The sequence below is a fragment of the Nonomuraea sp. NPDC049419 genome (genome assembly GCF_040676995.1).
Lineage (GTDB): Bacteria > Actinomycetota > Actinomycetes > Streptosporangiales > Streptosporangiaceae > Nonomuraea > Nonomuraea salmonea.
The window spans coordinates 89,145-113,246 of sequence record NZ_JBFAQB010000004.1; the positions used below are offsets into that span (position 1 = coordinate 89,145).

Genomic DNA, 24,102 nt, shown 5'->3' on the forward strand with positions numbered 1-24,102 from the left:
TGAGAGCCCCCTCGAAGGCGGGATGGTCGCATGAGCCTTGCGCTTTACCGCAAGTACCGACCCGGGACCTTCGCCGAGGTCAAGGGTCAGGAACACGTCACCGACCCGCTGCGGCAGGCGTTGCGTACGGGCCGCATCAACCACGCTTTCCTCTTCAGCGGCCCCCGAGGGTGTGGCAAGACCTCCAGCGCGCGCATCCTGGCGCGTTCGCTCAACTGCGAGCAGGGCCCGACGCCCGACCCCTGCGGCGCGTGCGAGTCGTGCGTCGCGCTCGCCCCCACCGGCCCCGGCCACCTCGACGTCATCGAGATCGACGCCGCCTCACACGGTGGCGTCGACGACGCGCGCGACCTGCGCGAGCGGGCCTTCTTCGCCCCCGTGTCCGCGCGCTACAAGATCTACATCATCGACGAGGCGCACATGGTGACCCGCGAGGGTTTCAACGCGCTGCTCAAGCTCGTCGAGGAGCCCCCGCCGCACCTGAAGTTCATCTTCGCGACGACGGAGCCGGAAAAGGTGATCGGCACCATCAAGTCGCGCACACACCACTATCCGTTCAGGCTCATGCCGCCCGCGACGCTCCGGGGGTTGCTGGAGGAGATCCTCACCTCCGAGAACGTGCCCTTCGAGCCCACCGCGCTGCCCCTCGTCGTACGCGCGGGCGCCGGCTCGGCCCGTGACTCCCTGTCGATCCTCGACCAGTTGCTCGCCGGGGCCGACGACGACGGCATCACCTACGCCAAGGCCGTCTCCCTGCTCGGCTACACCGACGGCGACCTGCTCGACGAGGTCGTCGACGCGTTCGCGGCCCGTGACGGCGGGCGGGTCTTCCACACGGTCAACCGGGTCATCGAGGGCGGCCACGACCCCCGCCGCTTCGCCTCGGACCTGCTCGAACGCTTCCGCGACCTGGTGATCCTGGCGAACGTCCCAGAGGCGGCCACCAGCGGGCTGCTCGACCGGCCCGCCGACGAGCTCGAACGCCTGGTCCAGCAGGCGTCCTCCATGGGCCCCGCCGAGCTGACCCGCGCGGCCGAGGTCTTCAACGCGGGCCTCACCGAGATGCGCGGCGCCACCTCGCCGCGGCTGCTGCTGGAGCTGATGTGCGCGCGCGTGCTGCTGCCTGGCGCCGAGCAGGGCGAAGGGGCGTTGCTCGCGCGGCTCGAGCGGCTCGAACGCGGTGGCGCCGTGGCCCAGATGGCGGCCCGCGCCGCGGCCGCCCCGGCCGTCCCCGCTCCTTCTGCCGCGCCCGTGGCTCACGCTCCCGCGGCGGCCGCGACGGCTCCTGCCCCCTCCGCCACGCCTGGCTCCTCCGCTACGCATGGTCCCGCCGCTGCCGGTGCGCAGGATCCGGGGGCGGGTGCGCGGGCTCAGGTGGCGGGTCCCGGCGGGTCGGACGGAGACGTGAAGGGCGCCGGGCGGGTTTCCGGTGACGACTGGCCCGAGGCGGTTCGTCCCGGGGCCGGTGCGGCGTCCGCGGGGGCCGCTCCATCGAGCGCCGCCCCCAGCGCGGCTCCTTCCGGCGGTACGCCTCCGGCCGCGGCCCCGAGCGGCGGCGGGGCCGGTGGCCTCCAGTCGCAGTGGCCCGCCGTGCTGGCCGCGCTCAAGCAGCGCAGCATCGTCGTCTGGGCCAACGTGAGCACCAACGCCCAGGTGGTCGGCGTGGAGGGCAACCTGGTCACGCTCGGCTTCACCCAGGTCGGCGCGATGAAGAACTTCACCGGCGGCGGCAAGGACGCCGTCGTGGCCGCCGCGCTTGGCGACGTGCTCGGCGGCACGTGGCGGGTCGAGGCGGTGGTCGGGGGCTCCCCGATGCCGCAGGCGTCCCGTGGTCCCGCCCGTCCCCCTGCGCAGGGGGGTCTTCAGGGCGCGCCCGGCGGTCAGGCGAACGGCGCTCAGGGTGCGCCCGGCGGTCAGGCGAACGGTCCTCAGAGTGGTCACGGGCCCTCTGGAGGGCATGGGCCGAACGTCCAGAGCACGCAGGGGTCCCCCGGTTCGCCAGGGGCCTCGGACGCTGGTCAGAGCGGTGGGCAGGGCGCGTCCGGCTCTCAGGGACGTACGGCCTCACACGGGTCCTCCGACGACGGCGGCGGGCAAGACGGCGACCAGCCTCCGGCCGGCCCACCGGCGGCGGCCCGCCCGACCACCGACGAGTCCTGGCCCGACGCCCCCGACGACGACCCTGGCCCCGGCTCCCCACCCGGGCCTGACCTGACGCGGACCGTCCCCGCCGGGCAGCGCGTCTCCAGCGGTCCAGGCAGCGGGCTCGCCGCCGCCCGTTCGGCCGCCAAGGCCGCGGCCGCGGCCGGCCCCCGCGCCTCGGGCGCCAGGGGCGGCGCGTCCCCGTCGACGTCCATGTCGGCGTCCGCGTGGCCGAGTGCGATCCCCGGCCGCGACACCAAGGCCACCGACTCCGACGACGTCGACCCGCTCAACGACGCCGACGCCGACACGGTCGCCCTCTCAGGCATGGCCCTGCTCGAACGCGAACTGGGCGCCAAGGTCATCGGCGAGATCGACCACCCCTGACCCTCCCCTCCCCGGCCGCTCCGGCAGGCGTCGCAAGAAGAGGGAGGAGGCTGACTCCGCGCCGCAGCGGGTGGCCCAGGCAGCAGGTGGCTGCCCAGTGATGCGGCTTCTGGGCCGGAGGTTTGCGGGATCCGGCCCGAGCGTCGCTGGGGACGGCTGCCGGGATTGACCCTGCCTCGCTTGGGGCGGCTGCTCGACGGCGGCGGCGGCGTTTCGCGTAGCCGGTGGTGGGCGGGGGTCAGGAGAGCAGGCGGGAGCGGGCGGCGGCGCTGCGGGGGTCGGTCGGGGGGAGGGCGGCGAGGCGTTCCAAGATCTCGTAGTCGTCGCGGCCGTTGCAGGTCTGTGCGTACGTCCACAAGTCCTCGGGTGTCCCGTGCCGCAGGAGGCAGGCGCGGACCTGGGCTTCGAGTTCGTCGCGTTCGCGGCGGATCTCCGGTGACTCCGAGCGGGGCAGCAGGGGGCCGGGGTAGGAGCGGGCGAGGCTGGCGGGGTCGCCGGCGGTCAGCAAGCGGCGCAGCGCGAGGAAGTCGGCCTCGACGGGGCAGGTCAGCCGGTACGGCTTCGCCGCGATGGCGTCGCCGAGCTGGGCGCGGAGCCGGTGGATCTCGGCCCGGATGGTGACGGGGTTGCCGTCGTCGCCGTAAAGGTGGAAGGAGAGCTGCTCGGCGGTCAGGCCGTGGGGGTGGAGGGCGAGGAGCGTCAGGATCTCGGCGTGCCGCAGCGACAGGGGGCGGTCGCGGTCGCCGTAGGCGGCGGAGGGCGGGCGTTCGCCGAGGAAGGAGAGCGTGAGCAGGGGCGGGGCGGCGGGCGGGGCGGGCCGCAGGAGGTAGCCGTCGGAGAAGGGCTCGAGCAGGGCGACGCTGCCGTCCCTGAGGATCATGCGCCGCCCGGCGAAGTGGGCGCGCTCGTCGAGGTGGACGCGCTCGCCGAGGTCGCCGGCCGGGTCGCCGGAGATGACGCGGCCGGTGGCCGACAGCAGGATGCCGGGCCGGCCGCGCAGCGACTCGTAGCGCCGGCGCAGGCGTTCGTCGCGCTCGTGCATGCGCAGCGCGAGCTGTGTCTCGGCGAGCTTGGCCGTGGTGGCGACGAGGGCGACGGTGGCGGGGTGGAGGCTGCGGGAGGTGCCGCTGACGTCGACGCAGCCGATGACCCGGCCGGAGTCGGGGTCGGTGATGGGGGCGGCGCTGCAGGACCAGACGTGCAGCACCCGCATGAGGTGCTCTTCGGAGAAGACGTGGACGGGCCGCCCGGTGGCGAGCGCGGTGCCGATGCCGTTGGTGCCGACGTGCTGCTCGCTCCACTGGTGACCGTCGGCCAGGCCGATGCCGTCGGCGCGCGACAGCGTGGTGTGGTTTCCCTCGCGCCACAACACGCGCCCGTCACCGTCGGTGACGATCATGACGTGGCCGCTCGCGTCGGCGAGCCCGACCAGGGCCTGGGCGAGCAGCGGGAGCAGCGGGCGCAGCGGGTGGTCGTCGCGCAGGTCCCTGATGTGGGAGGGGTCGATGACGAGCGGCGCGCTCGTGCCTTCGAGGTCGATGCCGGCGTCGAGCGAGCGGAGCCAGGATGCCTTGATCAGGCGGCGGGGCGCGTGCGGCCAGCTCTGGCCGGCGGCGACGGCTTCGTAGGCCCCGCGCAGCAGGCGGGAGTACGCGTCGAGATGGGGGTAACTCATCGGTCACTCCAAGTAGTCAAGTTAGAGCATCCGCCTTATGAGCCATAAGCGCAAGTCGTTCGGGGGATTGCGGAGGGTGATTGAATGAACGCAACGTGTGTGCAACGTTGCCCCCGGTAGCTTCCTGACCAACGCGTCGGCGTGGTGCGGCCGCTCCGCCGACGTGGTGGCCGGGTCTCGGACGCTGGAGGGGGGCCGAGATCCGGCCAGAACACGCCGACACACGACAGAACATGGTCATGAGGGCCTGGTCAGGACGGCGCCTCCACACCGGAAAAGCCCGCCATGAGGGGCATCGGGGAGCGCAATTCGCATCTCGTACGGGGAAAAGGCCACGAAACAAGGGGACACCCCAGTACATGACGCCGCCCAAACACCGTAGGCTCGTGGCAGTCAAGAACGCGGAGCCACGAGGAGCGCACGACGGTGAACCCAGGGGATGTCAACCTGCAGCAGCTGCTGGAGCAGGCCCAGCTCATGCAGCAGCAGCTCGTGAGCGCCCAGCAGGAGCTCAACGACGCGCAGATCGAGGGCTCGGCCGGCGGCGGCCTGGTCACGGCCGTCGTCAACGGCTCGGGCGAGCTGCTGGAGCTCAAGATCGACCCGAGCGTGATCGACGCGGGCGACGCGCAGGACACCGCCGACACGATCGCCGACCTGGTGATCGCGGCCGTCCGCGACGCCGTACGCGCGGCCGCCGACCTGCAGCAGGAAAAGCTCGGCCCGCTCGCGCAGGGGCTGGGTGGCGGCGGCCTCGGACAGTTGCCAGGGTTCTAGGCATGTACGAAGGGGTCGTCCAGAACCTGATCGACGAGCTGGGGCTGCTGCCCGGCGTCGGTCCCAAGAGCGCGCAGCGGATCGCGTTCCACCTGCTGGCGGCCGATCCAGCCGACGTCAAGCGGCTGGCGCACGCGTTGCTGGAGGTCAAGGAGAAGGTGCGCTTCTGCCGGGTGTGCGGCAACGTGGCCTCCGAGGAGGAGTGCCGCATCTGCCGCGACGCCCGCCGCGACACCCACGTCATCTGCGTCGTCGAGGAGTCGAAGGACGTCGTGGCGATCGAGAAGACGCGCGAGTTCCGCGGCACCTACCACGTGCTGGGCGGCGCCATCAGCCCCATCGACGGGGTCGGCCCCGACGACCTGCGCATCCGCGAGCTCATGACGCGCCTGGCCGACGGCCGGGTCACCGAGCTCATCCTCGCCACCGACCCCAACCTCGAGGGCGAGGCGACGGCTACCTACCTCGCCCGTCTGGTCAAGCCGATGGGCGTCAAAGTGACACGACTGGCCAGCGGTCTGCCTGTGGGCGGTGATCTCGAGTACGCCGACGAGGTCACCTTGGGCCGCGCGTTCGAAGGACGGAGGCTGCTGGATGTCTGACCAGTGGAGTGCCCTGGCGGAAGAGATCTCCGGGCACGCCCAGAACTACGTGGACGGTCTGACCAGGATGGCGGGCGGCGAGGGCGGCGACGCCATCTGGTCGATCCTGCTGGTGGAGGTCGCCCAGGTGAGCCTCGCGGGCGCCAAGCTGGGCGCGAACCGCGACGTGATCCTGTCGGGCAACTACGAGCCGCCGATGAGCGAGGACCCCGACATCGACGGGGTGCGCACGGCGCTGGCCGAGCGGCTGGAGGCGGTCGACGACTACGTCGAGGTGTTCGACCCGTACAAGGACACGGCCGTCACGCCGTACCGGCTCTCCGACGACCTGACCGCGGTCGCCGCCGACCTCATCCACGGGCTGCGCCACTATCACGCGGGCCGGCCGCACGAGGCGCTGTGGTGGTGGCAATACTCCTACTTCAACACGTGGGGCAACCACGCGGGCGCCGCGATGCGCGCGCTGCAGGCCCTCGCGGCGCATTCCCGTCTCGACGTGGCGGAGGAGACGACCTCGGTCTGAGTATCCACATACTGGTACGACCCACCGGCCGCACGAGACGCCCCGGATAGACTGGCAGCTCACAGTCCAAACCGGGAGACTCTCGTGGCGCTCGTTGTGCAAAAGTACGGTGGTTCGTCCGTCGCCGACGCGTCCTGCATCAAGCGGGTCGCGCAGCGGATCGTCGCGACGAAAAAAGCCGGCAACGACGTGGTCGTGATCGTCTCCGCAATGGGCGACACGACGGACGAGCTGCTCGACCTGGCCGAGCAGGTGTCGCCGCTGCCTCCGGCACGCGAGCTCGACATGCTGTTGACCTCGGGCGAGCGCATCTCGATGGCGCTGCTGGCGATGGCGATCGCCAACCTCGGCCACGAGGCCCGCTCGTTCACCGGCTCGCAGGCGGGCGTGATCACCGACTCCACGCACGGCAAGGCGCGCATCATCGATGTGACGCCGAGCCGCATCAAGGAGGCGATCGACCAGGGCCACATCGCGATCGTGGCCGGGTTTCAGGGCGTCTCGCAGGACACCAAAGACATCACCACGCTCGGCAGGGGCGGCTCCGACACCACGGCGGTCGCCCTGGCGGCGGCGCTCGAGGCCGACGTCTGCGAGATCTACACCGACGTCGACGGCATCTTCACCGCCGATCCGCGCATCGTTCCCGCGGCGCGCCAGATTCCGCGGATCTCGTACGACGAGATGATGGAGATGGCGGCCTGCGGCGCGAAGATCCTGCACCTGCGGTGCGTCGAATACGCGCGCCGCTTCGCCCTGCCGATCCACGTACGCAGCTCGTTCAGCACCAAGGAAGGCACGTGGGTCGTAGCCGACCCTTACACCGAAGGAACCGAGATGGAGCAGCCGATCATCTCCGGCGTGGCGCACGACCGGAGCGAGGCCAAGATCACTGTTGTCGGGGTGCCCGACAAGGTCGGCGAGGCTGCGACGATCTTCAAAACGCTGGCCGACGCCGAGATCAACATTGACATGATCGTGCAGAACGTCTCGGCCGCGGCCACGGGCCGCACCGACATCTCCTTCACGCTTCCCACGGCCGACAGCCAGACGGCGCTGGGCTCGCTGAAGAAGATCCAGCCCCGGATCGGTTTCGAGTCGCTGCTGTTCGACGACCAGATCGGGAAGGTGTCGCTGATCGGCGCGGGCATGCGCTCGCACCCGGGCGTCACCGCGACGTTCTTCGCGGCCCTCGCCGACGCGGGGGTCAACATCGAGATGATCTCCACCTCGGAGATCCGCATCTCTGTTGTGGTCGGGCAGGACGGTGTCGACGCGGCCGTGGCGGCCGCCCACCGCGCCTTCGACCTCGACGCCGACCAGGTCGAAGCCGTGGTGTACGGAGGTTCAGGACGATGAGCAAGAGGCCCAGTCTGGCCCTGATCGGCGCGACCGGCGCCGTGGGCACCGTCATGCGCGACATCGTGTCGACGCGCGAGGACATCTGGGGCGAGATCCGTCTCGTCGCCTCGGCCCGTTCGGCGGGCAAGGTGCTGTCCGTACGCGGCGAGGACGTCGTGGTGCAGGCGCTGGCCCCCGAGGTGTTCGACGGCATCGACATCGCCATCTTCGACGTCCCCGACGAGGTGTCGGCCGTGTGGGTGCCGATCGCGGCCGAGCGCGGCGCGATCGCCATCGACAAGTCGGGCACGTTCCGCATGGAGCCCGACGTTCCGCTGGTGGTGCCGGAGGTCAACCCGCTCGACGCGCGCGAGCGGCCGCGGGGCATCATCTCGACCCCCAACTGCACGACGCTGTCGATGATGGCGGCCATGGGGGCGCTGCACGCCGAGTTCACGCTCAAGGAGCTGGTCGTCGCCTCCTACCAGGCGGTGTCCGGGGCAGGCGTGGCGGGTTCCGCGCGGCTCTACGACGAGATCGAGGCGCTGGCCGGTGACCGCACGGTCGGGCAGAGCGCGGGCGACGTCCGCAAGGCGCTGGTCGACAAGCTGCCGGCCGACTCGCCGTTCCCCGCGCCCATCGCGTTCAACGTGGTGCCGTGGGCGGGCTCCGACAAGGGTGACGGCTGGGCCTCCGAGGAGCTCAAGCTCCGCAACGAGTCCCGCAAGATCCTCGGCATCCCCGACCTGAAGGTCTCCGCGACCTGCGTGCGCGTGCCGGTCATCACCACCCACTCGCTGGCCGTGCACGCGCGCTTCGAGCGCGAGATCACGGTCGCCGATGCGCACCGCGTGCTTGAGGCGGCGCCGACGGTGGTGCTGATGGACGACCCGGCCAACGGTGTCTGGCCGACGCCCGTCGACGTGGTGGGCACCGACCCGACCTACGTCGGTCGTGTCCGTCAGGCGATCGACTTCCCCAACACGCTCGACCTGTTCGTCTGCGGTGACAACCTGCGCAAGGGCGCGGCGCTCAACGCGGCGGAGATCGCCGAGCTGGTGGCGGCCGAGTTCCGGTAAGCCGTTCTTCGAGGTGGCGCCGTACGTCTTCGTGCGGCGTCACTTTCTTTTCCGGCGGCTGCGTGAGCCGCGGCCCTGTCACCGGAAGAGGATGTCCCAGTGGTCGCCCTCGTCGGCGAAGACGTTGCCCGAGCCCTTGTAGAGGCGGGCTCCGTCGCTGCGTACGCCGGCCTTGTCGTAGTGCTTGTGGATGTGCCGGTCGATGCAGGCGTTGTGGGCGATGTCCAGCTTGTAGCCGTTGCCGTGGCTGTAGTGGCCGGGCGCGTGGCCGTGCTCGGTGCCGCCGGTCACCAGGATCGGGCAGCCGCTCTTGTGCTTCAGCCGGATGATCTCAGCGATCGTGCCGGTCCTTACGCGCTCCAGCGACGTGCAGTGGCGTATGTGCTTGCTGGTGCAGCGGCCGGTGGACTTCGTCTTCAGCCCGGCGTGCCTGAGCCAGTGGGCGGCGGTCGTGTGGGACATCGTCACCGCGGCCGTCCTGGGCAGGACCCGGGTCAGATCGACCTGAGCGTGCCGCTGCGCGGCGTGTGCCCGCATACGGGGCATCGTGGCGGCCCTGGTGTGGACGCGCTGCTTGTGCGCCTTCCTGGCCCCTGGCAGCGCCTTGGGGCGTGCCTTGGGCTTGACCGGCTGCGCCCTGGTCTCCGCGACGCGGGTCTTGACCGCCTCGACGGCGGCCGGCCTGGCCGGCTCCACGAGGTCGGACGCCTCTTCCCACGCGGGTTCCTGGGCGTCGTCGCTCTCGTCCCACGACGGCCACTCGCTCATCGCGCCGAGTTCCGCGCGGGCCTCGATCAGCCGCCGGTGCGCCCAGGCGATGCGCGGGCCGATCTCGTACGCGTCGGAGAAGACCGCGCTCAGCACGGCCGGGCTGTGCTCCCAGCCGCCGGGCCCGTGCAGGCCGCTCGGTGCCGGCACCTTTTCGGGGTAGGTGGCGGCGGCGGCAGCGGTGGCCAGCGCGATTATGGTGATCTGAATGCCGAGGAGCGCGACTATCAGGAGCCGCACTGTTCCACGTATCCACATGTCGATGCCTTTTCGCGGAAATAGCCCTTCCGCCTGAAACGACAATCCCACCATTCACTGGAGATAACTCGCACCGCGAGTGCAACTTTGCCTTGTGGCGGTGATCACCGTGCGGCTCCATGACCTAACCGTGCTCGACGACGTAAAGTGACGAACGTGTCCGAAGCCCGAAACAGAGGAGCGGAGAGCACTCGAGAGGTCATCGTCGAGACGGCCTTGCGACTGTTCAGGGAGCGCGGCTTCGACGCGACCACCATGCGGGCCATCGCGGCCGAGGCCGGTGTGTCCGTGGGCAACGCTTACTACTACTTCGACAGCAAGGAGGCGTTGATCCAGGCTTATTACGACCGGGCGCAGGCCGAGCACGAAGCCGCGTGCAGGGAGTTCCTCGCCACGGAGGAGTCGTTCGCGGCCAGGTTGAGCGGGGTGCTGCGGGAGTGGGTGCGGGTTTCCGAGCCCTACCACGAGTTCGCCGTGAAGTTCTTCAAGCACGCGGCCGAGCCGACCAATCCGCTCAGCCCGTTCAGCAAGCAGTCCTCGCCCGCGCGTGAGGCGTCCATCGCCATCTATCGGGAGGTCGTCGAGGGCTCGCGCGACCGCATGAACGCGGAGCTGCGCGAGGAGCTGCCGGAGCTGCTGTGGCTGCTGTCGATGGGCATGGTGCTGTTCTGGGTGCACGACACCTCGGAGGGGTGCGCGCGGACGTACCGGCTGATCGAGGTGACGGTGCCGCTGGTGGACCGGCTGGTCGGGCTGTCGCACCTGCCGGGGTTGCGGGGCATCACGAAGGACTTCATCGCGGCGGTGCACGAGCTGCGGGCCTAGGGCGACATACCGAGCGGTTGGTATGGTCCTCCTGATGTGGCATCTGGGAGGCCGTGTATGACGCAGAACTGGGGCATGACGATCCCCTTCTACGATCGCTCGCTGTCCAAGGCGCAGGACCTCATAGCCGAGCTGCCCGCGCTCGGCTACACCGACGTGTGGTCCGCCGAGGTCAACGGCACCGACGGGTTCGTGCCGCTGGCGCTGGCCGCGCAGTGGGCGCCGCAGGTGCGGCTGGGCAGCGCGATCGTGCCCGTCTCGACGCGCGGCCCCGGGCTGCTCGCGATGTCGGCCGCGACGCTGGCAGACCTCGCGCCTGGCCGGTTCGTGCTGGGCATCGGGGCGTCGTCGCCGGCGATCGTCGAGCGGTGGAACGCGGGCACGTTCGCCAAGCCGTACGCGCGCACCCGCGACACCCTGCGCTTCCTGAAGCGGGCGCTGGCGGGGGAGAAGGTCTCGGAGGCGTACGAGACGTTCGAGGTCAAAGGCTTCAAGCTGGAACGCGCGCCCAAGACGCCACCGAAGATCGTGCTGGCCGCGCTGCGGCCGAGGATGCTGCGGCTGGCCGCCGAGGAGGCCGACGGCGCGATCACGAACTGGCTCGCGCCCGCTGACGTCCAGCAGGTCCGCGCCGAGATCGGCCCCGACACCGAGCTGATCGCCCGCCTGTTCGTCTGCGTGGACGAGGACACCGAGCGGGTCCGCGAGACCGCCAGGTGGATGCTCGCGAGCTACCTCACCGTCCCCGTCTACGCGGCCTTCCACGACTGGCTGGGCCGCGGCGAGGTGCTGCGCCCGATGCACGAGGCGTGGGCCGCGGGCGACCGGCAGGCCGCGCTCAAGGCCATCCCCGACGAGGTGGTGGACGACCTGATCGTGCACGGCGACGCCGCCACCTGCCGGGCCCGCATCAAGGAGTACGTCGCCAACGGCCTCGACACCCCGGTCCTCGCGCCGCTGCCCGGTGCGATGCCCATCGACCAGGCGGTCCGCGAGCTGGCGCCGGAGGCGTAGGCGATGCGCGACCTCCTGCGGCTGGACGCGACCGGCCAGGCCCAGGCTGTCAGGGACGGTCAGGTGTCGGCGCGCGAGCTGGCCGAGGCCGCGATCGCGCGCATCGAGGAGACCGACGGCGTGCTCAACGCCGTCGTTCACCGGCGGTTCGAGCGGGCGCTCGCCGAGATCGACGCCATCCCGGCCGGCGCGCCCTTCCGCGGGGTGCCGATCCTGCTCAAGGACCTCGGCTGGCGGGAGGCGGGCGAGCCGTACAGCGCGGGGTCGAACGTGCGCGACGGGGTCGAGGACGCCGCCGACGCGTACGGGGTCGTCCGGCTGCGCGAGGCCGGGTTCGTGCTGCTCGGGCGGACGAACACCCCCGAGTTCGGCAGCACGATCACGACGGAGCCCGTCGCGTTCGGGGCGACGCGGAACCCGTACGATCCGGCGTACTCGGCGGGCGGGTCGAGCGGCGGGTCGGCGGCGGCGGTGGCGGCTGGGATGGTCGCGCTGGCCACGGCGAGCGACGGCGGCGGCTCGATCCGGGTGCCCGCGTCGCTGTGCGGGCTGGTGGGGCTCAAGCCGTCGCGCGGCCGGGTCAGCCTCGGCCCGGCGATGGGCGAGGGGTGGAACGGCTTCTCCTGCCCCGGTTTCGTCACCAGGACCGTACGCGACACCGCCGCGGCGCTCGACGCCGTCTCCGGCATGCACCCGGGCGACCCGTACGACGCCCCGCCGCTGCCCGGCAGGCTCGCCGACGAGGTGGGCCGTGACCCGGGACGGCTGCGCGTCGGGTTCCTCACCACGCACCCGCGCGGCGACATCCCGGAGGCCCCCGAGGTTACGGAGGCGGTCACCGGGGCCGCCGCGCTGCTGGAGTCGCTGGGCCACGACGTCACCGAGGGCGGGCCACAGGCCCTCGCCGATCCCGACTTCCCCCGCCATTTCGGCGCCATCGTTTCCGACAACCTCGCCGCGCTGGTCGCCGCACTCGGCGAAGCACGGGGCAAGCCGGTGGAGATGGAGGAGCTGGAACCGCGCAACGCCGCCATGGTCGGCGCGGGCCGCCAGCGCGGCGCCGCCGACCACCTGCTGTCCACGCAGTGGATGGACGGGTTCCGCCGCAGGATGGTCTCCTGGTGGAGCTCCGGGTACGACCTGCTGCTGGTGCCGTCGGTGGCGGCGGCGCCGTTCCCGCTGGGCTGGATCCCGCCGGACGACCTCAGCACCGCGTTCGGGCGTACCGCGTCGGTGGTCGCCTTCACCTCGCCGATCAACGCGACCGGCCAGCCGGCCGTCTCACTGCCCCTGCACAGGACCTCAGCCGGGCTGCCGGTGGGTGTGCAGCTCGTGGCCGCCGCCGGGCGCGAGGACCTCCTCGTACGCGTGGCCGCCCAGATCGAGCAGGCCGGGCCTTTCGAGCACCCCTGCCTGCCCTGACCTGAGGACAGGAACCCCTGGCCTTTCCGACGCGTTATGTCGTGAGAGACCGGGGGTAGGGGGTTGCACATGATGGCGAAGGCAGCACGGGCGGCAGCGGCGTGGAAGACCTACCGCGAGGTGACCAGGCCCGGGTCGCCGCCGCTGATGACCAGGGTCAGGGCGATCCCGCGGATGCTGGGCGCGGTCATGCGCGGCCAGTACGCGGGCATGGGCAAGGGCAAGCTGGCGCTGATGGGGCTCGGCGTGGTCTACCTGATCTCGCCGATCGACGTCATCCCCGACTTCCTCATGCTGATCGGGGTGGCCGACGACTTCGGCGTGTTCCTGTGGCTGATGGCCTCGCTGATCGGCGAGAGCGGCCGGTACGTCCAGCAGGAACGCGAGGTCATCCAGGGCCGGCTCGACGAGGTCTAGATCGGGCTAGATCTCCTCCATCCGCAGCCAGGCCCGCGACGGCAGCGGGTGGCCGAACAGACGGGCGGCGTTGCCGTAGGCGACCCTGGCGATGTCGGCCGGTGGGAGCGTTCCGAGATTGCGGGCCACCGACTGCTGAGTGTCGGGCCAGGTCGAGTCGGAGTGCGGGTAGCCGCTCTCCTGCAGCACGTGGTCGAGGCCGACCGCGAGCCGCACGCCCGACAGCGCGTGGTCGTCGAGGGTGCCGAAGAAGAAGTTGCGGCGCAGCACCTCGCTGGGCTTGAGCCCGCCCTCCCACGACGCCTCGCCGGCCACCGGGTGGTCGAGGGCGTAGTCGGCGCGCTCGGCCAGCATCGGCAGCCAGCCCACGCCGCCCTCGACGATGAGGATGCGCAGCGCGGGGAAGCGCAGCGGCAGCCCTGACCAGAGCCAGTCGGCGCAGGCGAACATGGCGCTCGTCGGCATGAGCGTGGTGATGGCCTCGATGGGCGTGTCGGGTGACGGCACGGGCGACCAGGAGGAGTCGCCGGCGTGCAGGCAGACGACGGTGCCGGTCTCCTCGCACGCGGCGAAGAACGGGTCCCAGTGGCCCGAGTGGATCGACGGCAGCCGCAGCCTGGTCGGGAACTCGGGGAAGACGACCGCCTTGAAGCCCCTGGCCGCGTTGGCCCTGATCTCCTTGGCCGCCACTTCGGCGTCGGGCAGCCAGGGCAGCTGCAGGCCGATGATGCGCTCGGGGTAGGTGCCGGCCCAGACGTCGATGTGCCAGTCGTTCCACGCCCGCACGAGGGCGAGGCCCAGCTCCTGGTCGCGGGTCCTGGCGAACGGCATGCCGGCCTGCCCGGCCAGCATGCCGGGGAAGCAGAGCGCGGCCCAGATGCCGGCGACGTCCATGTCCTGGATGCGGGCCTCGATGTCGTGGCAGCCCGGACGCATGTTCTCGAACCTGATGGGATCGAGCGTCCGCTGCTCGCGTGGCAGCCCCGCGCCGACGTCGATGCCGGCGCACGGATAGGTCGCGCCGCCGTAGCGCCAGACCTGGTGACCGGCCTCCGTCTCCACGACCTTGGGCGCGACCTCGGCGTATTTCTCCGGCAGGCGCCCTTCGAACAGGTCGGGCGGCTCGATCAGGTGATCGTCGGCTGAGATGATCACGTAGTCGCGCCGCCTGGGGTCAGGATCGGGGAGCAGCGGCGTAGTCACGCACGTAACCGTACGACGGCGGCATAACGTCGAACAAGCTGCGACGTATCCGTTGGGTCTCTGCGCGAAGATGTTGACCCGGGACCGCCGGGAGGGGGATGGCTGGCGATCCCGGGATGAACGGGCCCGCCTCGCGCAGCAAGCAGGCCCTGCGCTCCACTACCCAGCGCCGTTCGCCTCAGTCAGCAAATGTGCGCGAAGTTCCGCGACCGCGTCGGGGGAAAGTTGGAGCACCTGAGTGACATACCTCTCGATGCTGCCGTGACGGGCCGTGAGGTCGGTGAGGAAGAGCCGCATGGTCTCGGCGGGGGCCAGCCCGAACCCAGGCCAGAGCGGCGTGTCGGGGTGGCGCCTGCGCCAGTCGGCGATGAAGCGCTCGGTGGCGCGGCCGGTGAGCGCGTAGTCCGCCACGATGTCGTCCTCGTCCACGCCGACCAGCGACAGTACGAGCGCGGTGAGCACGCCCGTACGGTCCTTTCCCGCCGCGCAGTGCACGACCACGGGCGCGTTGTCCGCCGCCGCGACGGTCTCCAGGGCGGTCCTGAGGTTGGCGATGCCGTCCTCGGTGATCTCCAGGTAGCGGTCGGCGAGGTAGCGGGAGATGCCCACCTCCTCGTTGTACGGGGTGAGCTCCCAGCGCCGGCCCTCGATGGGCAGGTTCTGGTAGTGCGGGCAGTCGCTTTCCGGCACGCGTCCGGCCTTCTTGACCTCGAAGGGGTGACGCAGATCGATGACGCTGCGCACGCCCAGCGCCCGGTAGGCGGCGAGGTCGTCGCCGGCCAGCCAGCCGAGGGAGTCGGCGCGGTAGAGCCGCTGCCAGCGGACGGTACGCCCGCCTTGGGCGGCATATCCACCTACGTCGCGGAAGTTGCACAGATTGGTGAACTCAATGTGGCGGATCACCCTCAACACCCTAATTGGCGACGCTCTTCGTCTCCGAGGTCGCCTCTTCTTCCGAGGCCGCCTTCTCCGCCGAGTCCGAGGCCGATGACGCCCGGCGCTCGGCCGCCTCGCGCCGGATGAGCAGCAGCCAGCCGCCTATCGCGATGCCGATGAACAACCACCACTGCACGCCGTAGGCCAGGTTGAGCCCGCCTCCAGAGCCGACGTCGGGGGCGGGCACGGGCGCCGGGGAGGTGGCGGCCGCGGGCTGCTGCTCGGTCAGCTCGACGTAGCCGCCCACCAGCGTGTACGGCAGCCCCTTGCCGATGGCGCCCGCGTTGATGAGCAGCACCTGGCCGGGCGGCAGCCCGCCACGGTCGCGGACGCCGCTGTTCTCTTCGGTCTCGCTCGGCCGCAGCCGGCCGGTCACGGTCACCTGCCCGGTGGGCGGGGCGGGCACGTCGGGCGGGGTGTCGGCGGTGGCGCCGGCGGGCACCCAGCCCCGGTTGACGATCACGCCGGTGCCCGGGCCGGTGACGAGCGGGGTCAGCACGTAGTAGCCGTTGCGGCCCTCTTGGGGGCGGCGGCGTACGACGAGGGCGTGGGCGGTGTCGTACGTCCCCGCGACCGTCACCTTCCTGAACCGGTCGTCCTCCTTGACCGGCTGTCCCGGCGCGGCGAGCCGGTCGAGCGGCACGGGCGGCGCCTCGATATTGGCGGTCACCCGCTCGCTGTTGGCCGAGCGCTCTTCGAACCGGCCGAACTGCCACCGCCCGAGCAGCACGAAAGCGGGGATGACCAGCAGCACCACGACATGGAGCACGAGCCAGCGAGGCGTCAGCAGGAACCGGTACACGCCTTCAAGACTAGGCATCGGCACCGGTGGTGCCGAACTCAGGCACGGGTGAGGTGGGCGCCCTCGCCGGGGACGGGGGTGACCTCGCGCGGCCCGGCGACCTCATGGCCGTCGGCGCAGCGGAAGCGCAGCTCGATGGGGGCGCCGCAGTCGCGGTGGGTGAGCAGCACGGGAGGGCCGTCGTCGCCGGCGAGGTATTTGTCGCCCCAGTGCATGAGGGCGACCAGCAGGGGATAGAGGTCGCGGCCCTTGTCGGTGAGGCGGTATTCGTCGCGCTGCCGCTGGCCCGGCTCGCGGTAGGGCACCTTGCGCAGCAGGCCCTCGTCGACCAGCCGGGACAGGCGGGCGCTGAGCACCTGGCGGGGGGCGCCGGTGCCGGCCTGCATGTCGGCGAACCTGCGTACGCCGCTGAACGCCTCGCGCAGCACCAGGAAGGTCCATTTCTCCCCGACGATCTCCAGGGTGCGCTCGATCGAGCAATTGTCCACTGGGAAATCCATGCGATAAGGCATGTTCATTTTTGCATTATACCTGAGTTCGATTGACAGACTCAGCTTTGCCGGGCAGGCTGAGTCCATGCAACGAACTCAGGTGCGGACGGTGACCCCTGACGACGAGGAGCGGATGCGGCGCTTCCTCGCCGGGCTGTCGCTGCACACGCAGACGCTGCGCTTCTTCACCGGGGTCTCCGCGCCGTCCGCCGCGCTCGTGCGTACGCTGCTGGCCGTGGACGAGCAGCGCGAGGCGCTCGTCGCGACCGACGGCGACGGCGAGATCGTCGCCCACGCCATGAGCTTCCAGGGCGGCGGGTGCACCGACGTGGAGATCGCCGTCGTGGTCGCCGACGCCTGGCAGGGCCAGGGGCTCGGGCCGCGGCTGGTCGACGCGCTGCTGTTCGGCGCCGCGCTGCGCGGCGCGCGTACCGTGGGCATGGACGTCATGGGCGAGAACCGCCGCGTGCTGAGGCTCGTCCGCCGCCTCTGGCCGGACGCCAGAATGCGGGTCGAATCCGGTACGGTCGAAGTGACCGCTATGATCGATCAGCTGGCCTATTTGCGGAACAAGGTTCTGGTGCCACACCATTGACACTGTGAAGAGTGTCAAGAACGGACGCGACGGCCGCACCAGGATCATCGAGGGCGCCCTCCGCCGTTTCAGCCAGGACGGGGTCTCGGCCACCACCCTGGCCAGCCTCCGTGAGGAAAGCGGCGTCAGCGTCGGCAGCTTCTACCACCACTTCGCCAGCAAAGAGCACGTCTTCGGCGTGCTGTACGGCGAGATCCTCGAGGCCTACCAGGCGGCGTTCCTCGCCGAGCTGGTCCGTCACGACGACGCCAGGGCAGGCATCGAGGCCATTGTGGCCTTTCACATGCGCTGGGCCGGCGAGCACCCCGAGAGGGCCAGGCTGCTGATCAGCGAGCGCCCGCCGCGCAAGCACGAGCCGGGCGGCGCCGAGGTGGCCGAGGCGCGGCGCGGGTTCTTCAAGCAGGTCTCCGACTGGTGGCGGCCGCACATGAAGAACGGCCGGCTCCAGCCCGTGCACCCCACCATGTGCTACGTGCTGTGGCTGGGGCCCGCCCAGGAGATGTGCCGGCTGTGGTTCGCGGGGGCGCACACGCCGACCGAGGAGGAGATCAAGGCGCTGGGCGAGGCTGCCTGGCAGAGCCTGCGCCAGACTGCCTGACCGTACGTTCGCGCTGGTCAGAGCCCCCCACGCCGATGCGGGGAGCCGGCCGGGACACTGGTGGAGGACATCGCGCGGCTGCTGCGCGGCGAGGACCAAGGGCTCGCCTAGACGGGCTGCCGCAGCCGGGTTGAAACGTGCCAGATCGACCGGTCGAGCGAGATGTCCAGCCGCAGCTCGCCGCGCTGCCTGCGCAGTCCCGGCACGCGTACGCGGTCGAGCACGTCGAACCTGCCGCGGCTCGGATAGCCGAAGCCCAGCTCGCCCGGCAGCACCCGCAGGTCGTCGCGGTTGCCGCAGCACGGGCAGGTCCACGAGACGAGGTCCATGCCGCGGTTGTAGTCGGAGCAGGCTTCGAAGTACTCGTCGGGCCGGAACTTGGAGTCACAAGCCAAGCAGGGGATGAGCATGGTCCTGCTCCTGGGGGGTGGTGACGTGAGGTGCATCTCCAGAGATATCGCGCATCCCTTGTCCGCCGCTTGCAGAACGGTTGGGAGTTTAAGTAACAGTATGAACACTGTCGGTGCCGGATCAAGCGGGCATGTCCGCGGTGAAAGGATGGTCAGGTGGAACGACTGCGCCATCACCTCCTCGACACCGGCTACACGATCGACGGCGTCCGCGAGCGCCTGGGAGCCACGGCCGCCTCGGCCCTCGCGCGCGAGGAGCTGACACCGGCCCTGCGCGCCACCGCCGGCGGAGACCCGCTGGGCACGCTGATCAGGCTGTGGTGGCTGGGCGCGCCCGTGCCGGCCAAGGGCGTCGCGCCCGAGGTGCTGGAGTCGGGGCTGGTCGCGGCCGACGGCGACCAGATCACCGCGACCGTGCACCTGCAACCGTGGGAGACCGGCGGCTACGTCGTCTCCGACAGGAAAGTACGGCCGGGCGACCCCGCGCTGCGGGCCGACCACGTGGTGGGGGCAGGCGGCGCATCGGCGAATCTGGCCCAGCTCGTCACCCGCCGCCCGGCCGGCAGCGCGCTCGACCTCGGCACCGGCTGCGGCGTGCAGGTGCTGCACCTCGCCGGGCGGGCAGAGCGCGTCACCGCCACCGACGTCAACCCGCGCGCGCTGGAGCTGGCCCGGCTGAGCTGGGAGTTGTCGGGGGTTTCCGGGGTCGATGCGCGGGTGGGGTCGATGTACGAGCCGGTCGAGGGTGAGCGGTTCGACCTGGTGGTGAGCAATCCGCCGTTCGTGATCGCGCCGGAGCGGGAGGGGCGGCTGACCTACCGGGAGTCGGGGGCGGCCGGTGACGACTTCTGCCGCGAGCTGGTCCGGCGCACCCCCGCCTACCTCAACCCCGGCGGGCAGGCCCACTTCCTGGCCAACTGGCTGCACGTCGAGGGCGAGGACTGGCACGACCGGGTGGGCGGCTGGCTGCGCGAGACCGGCTGCGACGCCTGGGTGGTGCAGCGCGACGTCCAAGACCCGGCCGAATACGTCGAGCTGTGGCTGCGCGACGCCGCGGAGCAGGGCAGCGCCGCCTACGCCGAGCACTACGACCGGTGGCTGGCCTGGTTCGAGGAGCGCAGGGTCGAGGGCGTCGGGTTCGGCTGGATCACGATGCGCAACTCCGGCACGCTCGACCCCGTCGTCCGCGTCGAGCACCTGGACCACCAGGTGGTGCTCCCGGTCGGCGACTACGTGGACGGCGTGATCGACGCCATCGCGGCGGCGCACCGGGCGCAGGGCCTGGAGTCGGCGCTGCTGCGGACCGCCGACGGCCTGCTCGACGAGCGCATCGGCCTGCCCGGTGCCGAGGACCCGATGCGCATCGTGCTGCGCCAGACGCAGGGCCTGCGCCGCAGCAGGGAGGTCGGCACCGTCGAGGCCGCGCTGGCCGGCGTCTGCGACGGCCAGCTGGCACTCGGCCCGCTGCTCAACGTCATCGCCGAGCTGGTCGGAGACGGTGAGGTCACCAACGCCGACGCGCTGCGCCCGCTCATCGCCGAGGGCTACTTCCTGCTTTGATTCGCTGTTGATCGGACGTTGACACCGGGGGTGGAGTCTCTGGGACAGGACACGGACCTGGGGGGTTCGAGGGCCGTGTCAGGTCCGGCCGGTCGTCTTGTGTGAGGCGGCAGGCCGTCATACGGAGCATCCGGATAACCGGGCCCCCTAGCGACGTGTGGCGGCCGAAGATGGCCGGCCGGGCTGAACTCCATCGATCACGAGCTCTTCGTGACACCCTAAGGACAGCCTTGATCAACCATGTGTGGATGACACGTCTGGACGACGAGCTGTACTCAGGACTCGACGACGGAATCGGCGCCGCTCCTGCTGCCGGGCTCGTCGGCGGGGATGCTGTCGAGCAGGACCTTCAGATCGCCGGCCTCGGGAGCGCCGAGCCTGGTGAAGATCTCGAAGGCCCGGCGTAGGCAGTCGCGGCTGCGCGTCGTGCTGCCGAGCCCGCGCAGCGCCTTGCCGAGCACGGTGAGCGACAGGGCCTCGCCGTACGGGTGGCCGATGTCGCGGGAGACCACCAGGGCCTCCTCGGCATGGCGGACGGCGTCCGGGTACCGCTCGGCGGCGATGAACGTCTCGGCCAGCCGGGAGCACACCCGCTGCTCCCACACCCGCTGCTTGCTGGCACGGAAGAAGGCCAGGCACTCGGCGTGGTGGTGGACGGCCTCGGTGAGCCGGCCGACCCGCGACAGGACGATGCCGAGGTGGTAGCGGGCGCGGGCGGTGCCGGCCCCCGAGCCCATCTCGGTGAAGATGGCGAGCCCCTTCTCGGCGGCGGCGATCGCGTCGTCGGGGCGGCCGAGGCCGAGGTGGTCGCGGGCGGAGTAGCTGAGCACGAGCGCCTCGCCGGCCGGCACGTCGTTGTCGCGGTAGAAGCGCATCGCCTCGTCGAACAGGCCGAGCGCCTCGGTGTGGCGGCGCTGCCTGCCGACCACGACGGCCAGGGCGTTGAGCACCTCGCCGGTGACGACCTTCTCCCTGCGGGCGACCGACAGCTCGTGGACGATCCTGAAGTGTTCCTCGGCCTCCTTGAGCCGGTTGGCGGCGAACAGCACCCGGCCGAGCACGTACCGGGAGCGCAGCTCGCTGCCCTGGTCGCCGTTCTTCCGCGCGGCGGCGAGCACGGCGCGGGTGCTCTGGTCGAACTCGCGCGTGTGGGTGCCCGACTCCAGCAGCGGCTCCATGGCCACCAGCAGGTCGGCGGCGGGCAGCAGGTGCTCGGAGGTGCGCGCGCAGGACGCGGCCTGGCTGATCGTGGCGAACAACGAGTCGCCCTCGGCGATGAGCCAGGCGACGGCCTCGTCCACGGTGCTGAACGTGCGCCCGGTGCCGACCACGACGAGGTTCGCCGAGATCATGCTGCCCTCGTACGCCAGCGCGTGCGCCGACTGCGCGGAGGCCAGGTAGAAGCCGAGCAGGCGGCGCAGCGCCATGGTGCGGGCCTGCGGCCGTTCCGTCCGATCGAGCGCCCGGCGGGCGAAGAGCTTGAGCAGGTCGTGGAAGCGGTAGCGGCCGGGCGCGGGCGCTTCGAGCAGGCTCGCGTCCACGAGCGACTCCAGCACCTCCTCCGTCTCGAACGCGTCGGCGGCGAGCACGGCGGCCGCGGCGCCCGCCGAGATGTCGGGGCCGTTCGACAGCGACAGCAGGCGGAAGGCGCGGGCCTGAAGGGGGGTGAGCTGCCCGTATCCGAGCGCGAACGTGGCCTCCACCGCCAGGTTGCCCACCCGTAGCTCGTCGAGGCGGCGCTGCTCGTCGGCCAGCCTGGGCACCAGGGAGGCGACCGTCCAGGAAGGGCGGGCGGCCAGCCGGGCGGCCACGATGCGGACCGCGAGCGGCAGGAAACCGCAGGCCGCGACCACGTCCATGGCGGCGCCGTGCTCCGCCGAGACGCGCTCGGCGCCGGCCACCGCGGCGAACAGCTGCAGCGCCTCGTCCGGCTCCATGACGTCGAGGTCGATGAGCCGGGCGGCGGGCAGGTCGGCGAGCTTGCCCCGGCTGGTGACGATCGCGGCGCAGCCCGGCGAGCCCGGCAGCAGCGGGGTGACCTGGCCGGCGTCGCGGGCGTTGTCGAGCAGCACGAGGATGCGGCGTTCGGCCAGGATCGAGCGGAAGAGCGCGGAGCGTTCCGCGAGGCCGTCGGGGATGACGTCCGGCGGGATGCCGAGCGCGCGCAGGAACCCGCCGAGCGCGGACTCGGGCGCGGTCGGCTCCTCGCTGTAGCCGCGCAGGTCGGCGTAGAGCTGCCCGTCGGGGAAGACGTCGGCGAGCAGGTGGGCCACGTGGACGGCCAGCGTCGTCTTGCCGACCCCGCCGATGCCGGAGATGGCCGCCACCGGCACGCCCTCGGCCGACGGCTGGGCCGACAGCATCGTGCGCAGGCGTCCGGCGACCTCCTTGCGGCCGGTGAAGTCGCTGACGGCGGCGGGCAGCTGGGCAGGTCTCGGCAGCTCAAGCGCGGCGGGCTGCTCGTCGTCGGCGGCCGGCGGCTCCTCCTCCTCGTCCTCCTCGGCCCGGTGCGGGGCGGCGAGCGCGGGGTCGGCGGCGAGTATGCGCTGGTGCAGCGCCGTCAGCTCGGGCCCTGGCTCGATGCCCAGCTCGTCGATGAGCGCCTCGCGGGTCTCGGTGAAGACGTTGAGCGCGTCGCCCTGCCGGCCGCAGCGGTAGTAGGCGAGCATGAGCTGGGCGCGCAGGCGCTCGCGCAGCGGGTGCTCGGCGGTCAGCGCGATCAGCTCGGAGACGACCTTGGCGTGCTCGCCCAGCTCCAGGTCGACGTCCATGAGGGTCTCGATGACGCTGATGCGCCGCTCGATCAGGCGGTCGCGCTGGTGCTCGGCGTACGGGCCGACGGTGCCGGCCAGCGGCTCGCCCTCGAACAGAGCCAGCGCGGCGCGCAGCTCGCGGGCCGCCTCGGCGAGCCTGCCCGCCTTGCGCGCGGCCTCGGCGTGGGCGACGCCGCGCTCGAAGCGGGTCAGGTCGAGTGCGTCGTCCGGCAGGCGCAGCGCGTAGCCGCGGCCGATCGAGGTGAGCAGCTCGGGGCGGGAGCGGGCGGGCCTGCCTGGTTCGAGCACCGTACGCAGGCGCGAGACGTACGTGCGCAGGGCCCCGAGCGCGCGCGGCGGCGCCTCCTCGCCCCAGACGGCGTCGATCATCTCGTTGGGGGTGACCGCGTGGCCCTCGCGCAGCAGCAGCATGCCGAGGATGGAACGCTGCAGCGGGGTGCCCAGGTCGAGCTCCTGGCCGTCATGCCAGGCGCGGACAGGACCGAGCACGGCGAACCGCAGCCCGCCTTCGCCGCTCTGACCAGCCATGCCGTTCGTCTCCCAGCCAGCGAGATAATTTGTCCCCAAATGATAAGTCCAACGACCTTTGCCACCTAGATCCCGGCAGATCCGTTCATTTTCCTGTTGATCCGTCGTCAATCCGGTGTTGAACCCGCCCCTGGATGATGAGAACCGGCAAGCAGGACACGCATCGCGGGGGCGTGTGTCTCTAGGGAGTGCGGGCAGGGCCGGAAAAATACCGGCCCCACCCGGATTTCCGGATGGGGCCTTGGACGGACGGTTTCAGGCTGCCTCGACCAGGCCGAGCCTCATGCGCAGCCGGTCGCGAACGGCCGGCCATTCAGAGTTCAGGATCGAGTAGAACGCGGTATCTCGGACCGTGTCGTCGGCGCCTCGGCTGTCCGCTCGCCGCACCCCGTCGAAGTGTGCGCCGAGTGCCTCGATGGCGGCCCGGGATCTGCTGTTGCGTACGTCGGCCTTCAGAGTGATGCGGTGGACGTTCCAGTCCTCGAAGGCGTGTGAGAGCAGGAGGTATTTGCTCTCCCGGTTGACCCCGGTGCCCTGGGCGCTCGCGCCCAGCCAGGTGTAACCGATGTCGGCCACGGACGGGATGTCGCCCACCGCACCTCGTGTACCCGGCGGCCAGGGCATGGGGCCCTGCCAGTACTCCAGGTGCATGAGACGGGTGGCACCGACCACGCGGTCGGTGTTCAGCCACCGGATGGCGAAGGGCAACGAGCGGCCCTCCGCCTGCTCAGCCATGGCGGCCTCCACGTAGGAGACCACCTCGTCCCGGCCTTGCGGGACGCGAGTGAAGGCGTAAATGGTGCGGTCTTCACTCGCCGCGGCGACCAGGTCATCGACCGCCGCGAGGCTGAGAGGTTCCAGGCGCACGAAGCGCCCGGACAAGGTGACAAGAGCGGGCATGAGCACATGATGGAGGCTGCCGGGCATCCCTGTGACCAGGCGTAACGGGACAACTTTTCACCGGTGTGACGGTGG

General features: G+C 71.2%; 22 protein-coding genes. 13 read left to right on the plus strand and 9 right to left on the minus strand.

Annotation, left to right across the window (positions count from 1 at the left end; genetic code table 11):
- The first annotated feature begins 30 nt into the window (after positions 1 to 30).
- Positions 31 to 2,529 carry a DNA polymerase III subunit gamma and tau gene (locus AB0K12_RS14485; RefSeq protein ID WP_364560067.1) on the plus strand — a complete coding sequence of 833 codons (2,499 nt, stop codon included), beginning with the start codon at positions 31 to 33 and terminating at the stop codon, positions 2,527 to 2,529.
- A 238-nt stretch (positions 2,530 to 2,767) separates the two neighbouring features.
- Here AB0K12_RS14485 and AB0K12_RS14490 read toward each other — a convergent pair whose 3' ends face one another.
- The gene (locus AB0K12_RS14490) at positions 2,768 to 4,204 is read right to left on the minus strand and encodes a GAF domain-containing protein (RefSeq protein WP_364560069.1); all 1,437 of its coding nucleotides are present in this window, start codon (positions 4,202 to 4,204) and stop codon (positions 2,768 to 2,770) included.
- Positions 4,205 to 4,630: 426 nt separating this feature from the next.
- Between AB0K12_RS14490 and AB0K12_RS14495 the strand changes: the two genes are divergently transcribed.
- The 5 genes from AB0K12_RS14495 (at position 4,631) to AB0K12_RS14515 (ending at position 8,526) form a co-directional block, all read left to right on the plus strand.
- Positions 4,631 to 4,981, plus strand: coding sequence for a YbaB/EbfC family nucleoid-associated protein (locus tag AB0K12_RS14495; protein ID WP_185069492.1), 351 nt, complete (start codon positions 4,631 to 4,633; stop codon positions 4,979 to 4,981).
- A gap of 2 nt (positions 4,982 to 4,983) precedes the next feature.
- Complete coding sequence (gene recR / locus AB0K12_RS14500) at positions 4,984 to 5,583, plus strand: recombination mediator RecR (RefSeq protein ID WP_219508192.1); 600 nt, start codon at positions 4,984 to 4,986, stop codon at positions 5,581 to 5,583.
- Positions 5,576 to 6,106, plus strand: a complete 531-nt coding sequence (locus AB0K12_RS14505) for a DUF5063 domain-containing protein (RefSeq protein ID WP_345392988.1) — start codon at positions 5,576 to 5,578, stop codon at positions 6,104 to 6,106. Before recR ends, AB0K12_RS14505 begins: the two co-directional genes overlap by 8 nt.
- A gap of 84 nt (positions 6,107 to 6,190) precedes the next feature.
- The gene (locus AB0K12_RS14510) at positions 6,191 to 7,465 is read left to right on the plus strand and encodes an aspartate kinase (RefSeq protein WP_364560074.1); all 1,275 of its coding nucleotides are present in this window, start codon (positions 6,191 to 6,193) and stop codon (positions 7,463 to 7,465) included.
- Positions 7,462 to 8,526, plus strand: coding sequence for an aspartate-semialdehyde dehydrogenase (locus tag AB0K12_RS14515; protein ID WP_364560077.1), 1,065 nt, complete (start codon positions 7,462 to 7,464; stop codon positions 8,524 to 8,526). The genes AB0K12_RS14510 and AB0K12_RS14515 overlap by 4 nt, the downstream gene beginning before the upstream one ends.
- 78 nt (positions 8,527 to 8,604) lie before the next feature.
- Here AB0K12_RS14515 and AB0K12_RS14520 read toward each other — a convergent pair whose 3' ends face one another.
- Entirely contained in the window at positions 8,605 to 9,534 is a 930-nt protein-coding gene (locus AB0K12_RS14520) for a hypothetical protein (RefSeq protein WP_364560080.1), read from the minus strand.
- 174 nt (positions 9,535 to 9,708) lie between these two features.
- Between AB0K12_RS14520 and AB0K12_RS14525 the strand changes: the two genes are divergently transcribed.
- The 4 genes from AB0K12_RS14525 (at position 9,709) to AB0K12_RS14540 (ending at position 13,230) form a co-directional block, all read left to right on the plus strand.
- On the plus strand, positions 9,709 to 10,377 hold the full coding sequence (locus AB0K12_RS14525) for a TetR family transcriptional regulator (RefSeq protein ID WP_364368845.1): 669 nt from the start codon (positions 9,709 to 9,711) through the stop codon (positions 10,375 to 10,377).
- A 57-nt stretch (positions 10,378 to 10,434) separates the two neighbouring features.
- Positions 10,435 to 11,391, plus strand: coding sequence for an LLM class F420-dependent oxidoreductase (locus AB0K12_RS14530; protein WP_364560083.1), 957 nt, complete (start codon positions 10,435 to 10,437; stop codon positions 11,389 to 11,391).
- Positions 11,392 to 11,394: 3 nt separating this feature from the next.
- The gene (locus tag AB0K12_RS14535) at positions 11,395 to 12,813 is read left to right on the plus strand and encodes an amidase (RefSeq protein WP_364560086.1); all 1,419 of its coding nucleotides are present in this window, start codon (positions 11,395 to 11,397) and stop codon (positions 12,811 to 12,813) included.
- A gap of 69 nt (positions 12,814 to 12,882) precedes the next feature.
- Positions 12,883 to 13,230, plus strand: a complete 348-nt coding sequence (locus tag AB0K12_RS14540) for a YkvA family protein (protein WP_364560088.1) — start codon at positions 12,883 to 12,885, stop codon at positions 13,228 to 13,230.
- Between the two features lie 6 nt (positions 13,231 to 13,236).
- Here the strand turns inward: AB0K12_RS14540 and AB0K12_RS14545 are convergent, their stop codons facing one another.
- The 4 genes from AB0K12_RS14545 to AB0K12_RS14560 form a co-directional block, all read right to left on the minus strand.
- The gene (locus tag AB0K12_RS14545) at positions 13,237 to 14,433 is read right to left on the minus strand and encodes an amidohydrolase family protein (RefSeq protein ID WP_364560090.1); all 1,197 of its coding nucleotides are present in this window, start codon (positions 14,431 to 14,433) and stop codon (positions 13,237 to 13,239) included.
- Between the two features lie 159 nt (positions 14,434 to 14,592).
- Positions 14,593 to 15,336 (minus strand): tyrosine-protein phosphatase, encoded by a 744-nt coding sequence (locus tag AB0K12_RS14550; RefSeq protein WP_364560093.1) that lies wholly within the window; start codon positions 15,334 to 15,336, stop codon positions 14,593 to 14,595.
- 10 nt (positions 15,337 to 15,346) lie between these two features.
- Entirely contained in the window at positions 15,347 to 16,171 is an 825-nt protein-coding gene (locus AB0K12_RS14555) for an SURF1 family protein (protein WP_364560096.1), read from the minus strand.
- A 38-nt stretch (positions 16,172 to 16,209) separates the two neighbouring features.
- Entirely contained in the window at positions 16,210 to 16,671 is a 462-nt protein-coding gene (locus AB0K12_RS14560; protein ID WP_364368861.1) for a helix-turn-helix domain-containing protein, read from the minus strand.
- 76 nt (positions 16,672 to 16,747) lie between these two features.
- Here AB0K12_RS14560 and AB0K12_RS14565 point away from each other — a divergent pair, with 76 nt between their 5' ends.
- Both AB0K12_RS14565 and AB0K12_RS14570 read left to right on the plus strand, forming a co-directional pair.
- On the plus strand, positions 16,748 to 17,257 hold the full coding sequence (locus AB0K12_RS14565; protein ID WP_364560100.1) for a GNAT family N-acetyltransferase: 510 nt from the start codon (positions 16,748 to 16,750) through the stop codon (positions 17,255 to 17,257).
- Positions 17,258 to 17,261: 4 nt separating this feature from the next.
- Positions 17,262 to 17,855 (plus strand): TetR/AcrR family transcriptional regulator, encoded by a 594-nt coding sequence (locus tag AB0K12_RS14570; RefSeq protein ID WP_364560102.1) that lies wholly within the window; start codon positions 17,262 to 17,264, stop codon positions 17,853 to 17,855.
- 107 nt (positions 17,856 to 17,962) lie between these two features.
- On the opposite strand, the gene AB0K12_RS14575 is transcribed toward AB0K12_RS14570, so the two are convergent.
- Positions 17,963 to 18,265, minus strand: coding sequence for a hypothetical protein (locus tag AB0K12_RS14575; protein WP_364560104.1), 303 nt, complete (start codon positions 18,263 to 18,265; stop codon positions 17,963 to 17,965).
- 156 nt (positions 18,266 to 18,421) lie between these two features.
- On the opposite strand from AB0K12_RS14575, the gene AB0K12_RS14580 reads away from it, so the two are divergent.
- Complete coding sequence (locus AB0K12_RS14580) at positions 18,422 to 19,825, plus strand: class I SAM-dependent methyltransferase (protein ID WP_364560107.1); 1,404 nt, start codon at positions 18,422 to 18,424, stop codon at positions 19,823 to 19,825.
- Between the two features lie 275 nt (positions 19,826 to 20,100).
- Here the strand turns inward: AB0K12_RS14580 and AB0K12_RS14585 are convergent, their stop codons facing one another.
- Entirely contained in the window at positions 20,101 to 23,127 is a 3,027-nt protein-coding gene (locus tag AB0K12_RS14585; RefSeq protein WP_364560109.1) for a BTAD domain-containing putative transcriptional regulator, read from the minus strand.
- Between the two features lie 255 nt (positions 23,128 to 23,382).
- Positions 23,383 to 24,027: a GNAT family protein gene (locus AB0K12_RS14590; RefSeq protein ID WP_364368876.1), complete on the minus strand. Its 645-nt coding sequence runs from the start codon at positions 24,025 to 24,027 to the stop codon at positions 23,383 to 23,385.
- Positions 24,028 to 24,102: the final 75 nt, after the last annotated feature.

Bases quoted from the DNA above. Each gene is read 5' to 3' on its own strand.
- AB0K12_RS14485 (WP_364560067.1), top strand. From the start codon at position 31: ATGAGCCTTGCGCTTTACCGCAAGTACCGACCCGGGACCTTCGCCGAG.
- AB0K12_RS14490 (WP_364560069.1), bottom strand. From the start codon at position 4,204: ATGAGTTACCCCCATCTCGACGCGTACTCCCGCCTGCTGCGCGGGGCC.
- recR (WP_219508192.1), top strand. From the start codon at position 4,984: ATGTACGAAGGGGTCGTCCAGAACCTGATCGACGAGCTGGGGCTGCTG.
- AB0K12_RS14505 (WP_345392988.1), top strand. From the start codon at position 5,576: ATGTCTGACCAGTGGAGTGCCCTGGCGGAAGAGATCTCCGGGCACGCC.
- AB0K12_RS14515 (WP_364560077.1), top strand. From the start codon at position 7,462: ATGAGCAAGAGGCCCAGTCTGGCCCTGATCGGCGCGACCGGCGCCGTG.
- AB0K12_RS14530 (WP_364560083.1), top strand. From the start codon at position 10,435: ATGACGCAGAACTGGGGCATGACGATCCCCTTCTACGATCGCTCGCTG.
- AB0K12_RS14535 (WP_364560086.1), top strand. From the start codon at position 11,395: ATGCGCGACCTCCTGCGGCTGGACGCGACCGGCCAGGCCCAGGCTGTC.
- AB0K12_RS14540 (WP_364560088.1), top strand. From the start codon at position 12,883: ATGATGGCGAAGGCAGCACGGGCGGCAGCGGCGTGGAAGACCTACCGC.
- AB0K12_RS14560 (WP_364368861.1), bottom strand. From the start codon at position 16,671: ATGGATTTCCCAGTGGACAATTGCTCGATCGAGCGCACCCTGGAGATC.
- AB0K12_RS14565 (WP_364560100.1), top strand. From the start codon at position 16,748: ATGCAACGAACTCAGGTGCGGACGGTGACCCCTGACGACGAGGAGCGG.
- AB0K12_RS14575 (WP_364560104.1), bottom strand. From the start codon at position 18,265: ATGCTCATCCCCTGCTTGGCTTGTGACTCCAAGTTCCGGCCCGACGAG.
- AB0K12_RS14585 (WP_364560109.1), bottom strand. From the start codon at position 23,127: ATGGCTGGTCAGAGCGGCGAAGGCGGGCTGCGGTTCGCCGTGCTCGGT.
- AB0K12_RS14590 (WP_364368876.1), bottom strand. From the start codon at position 24,027: ATGCCCGCTCTTGTCACCTTGTCCGGGCGCTTCGTGCGCCTGGAACCT.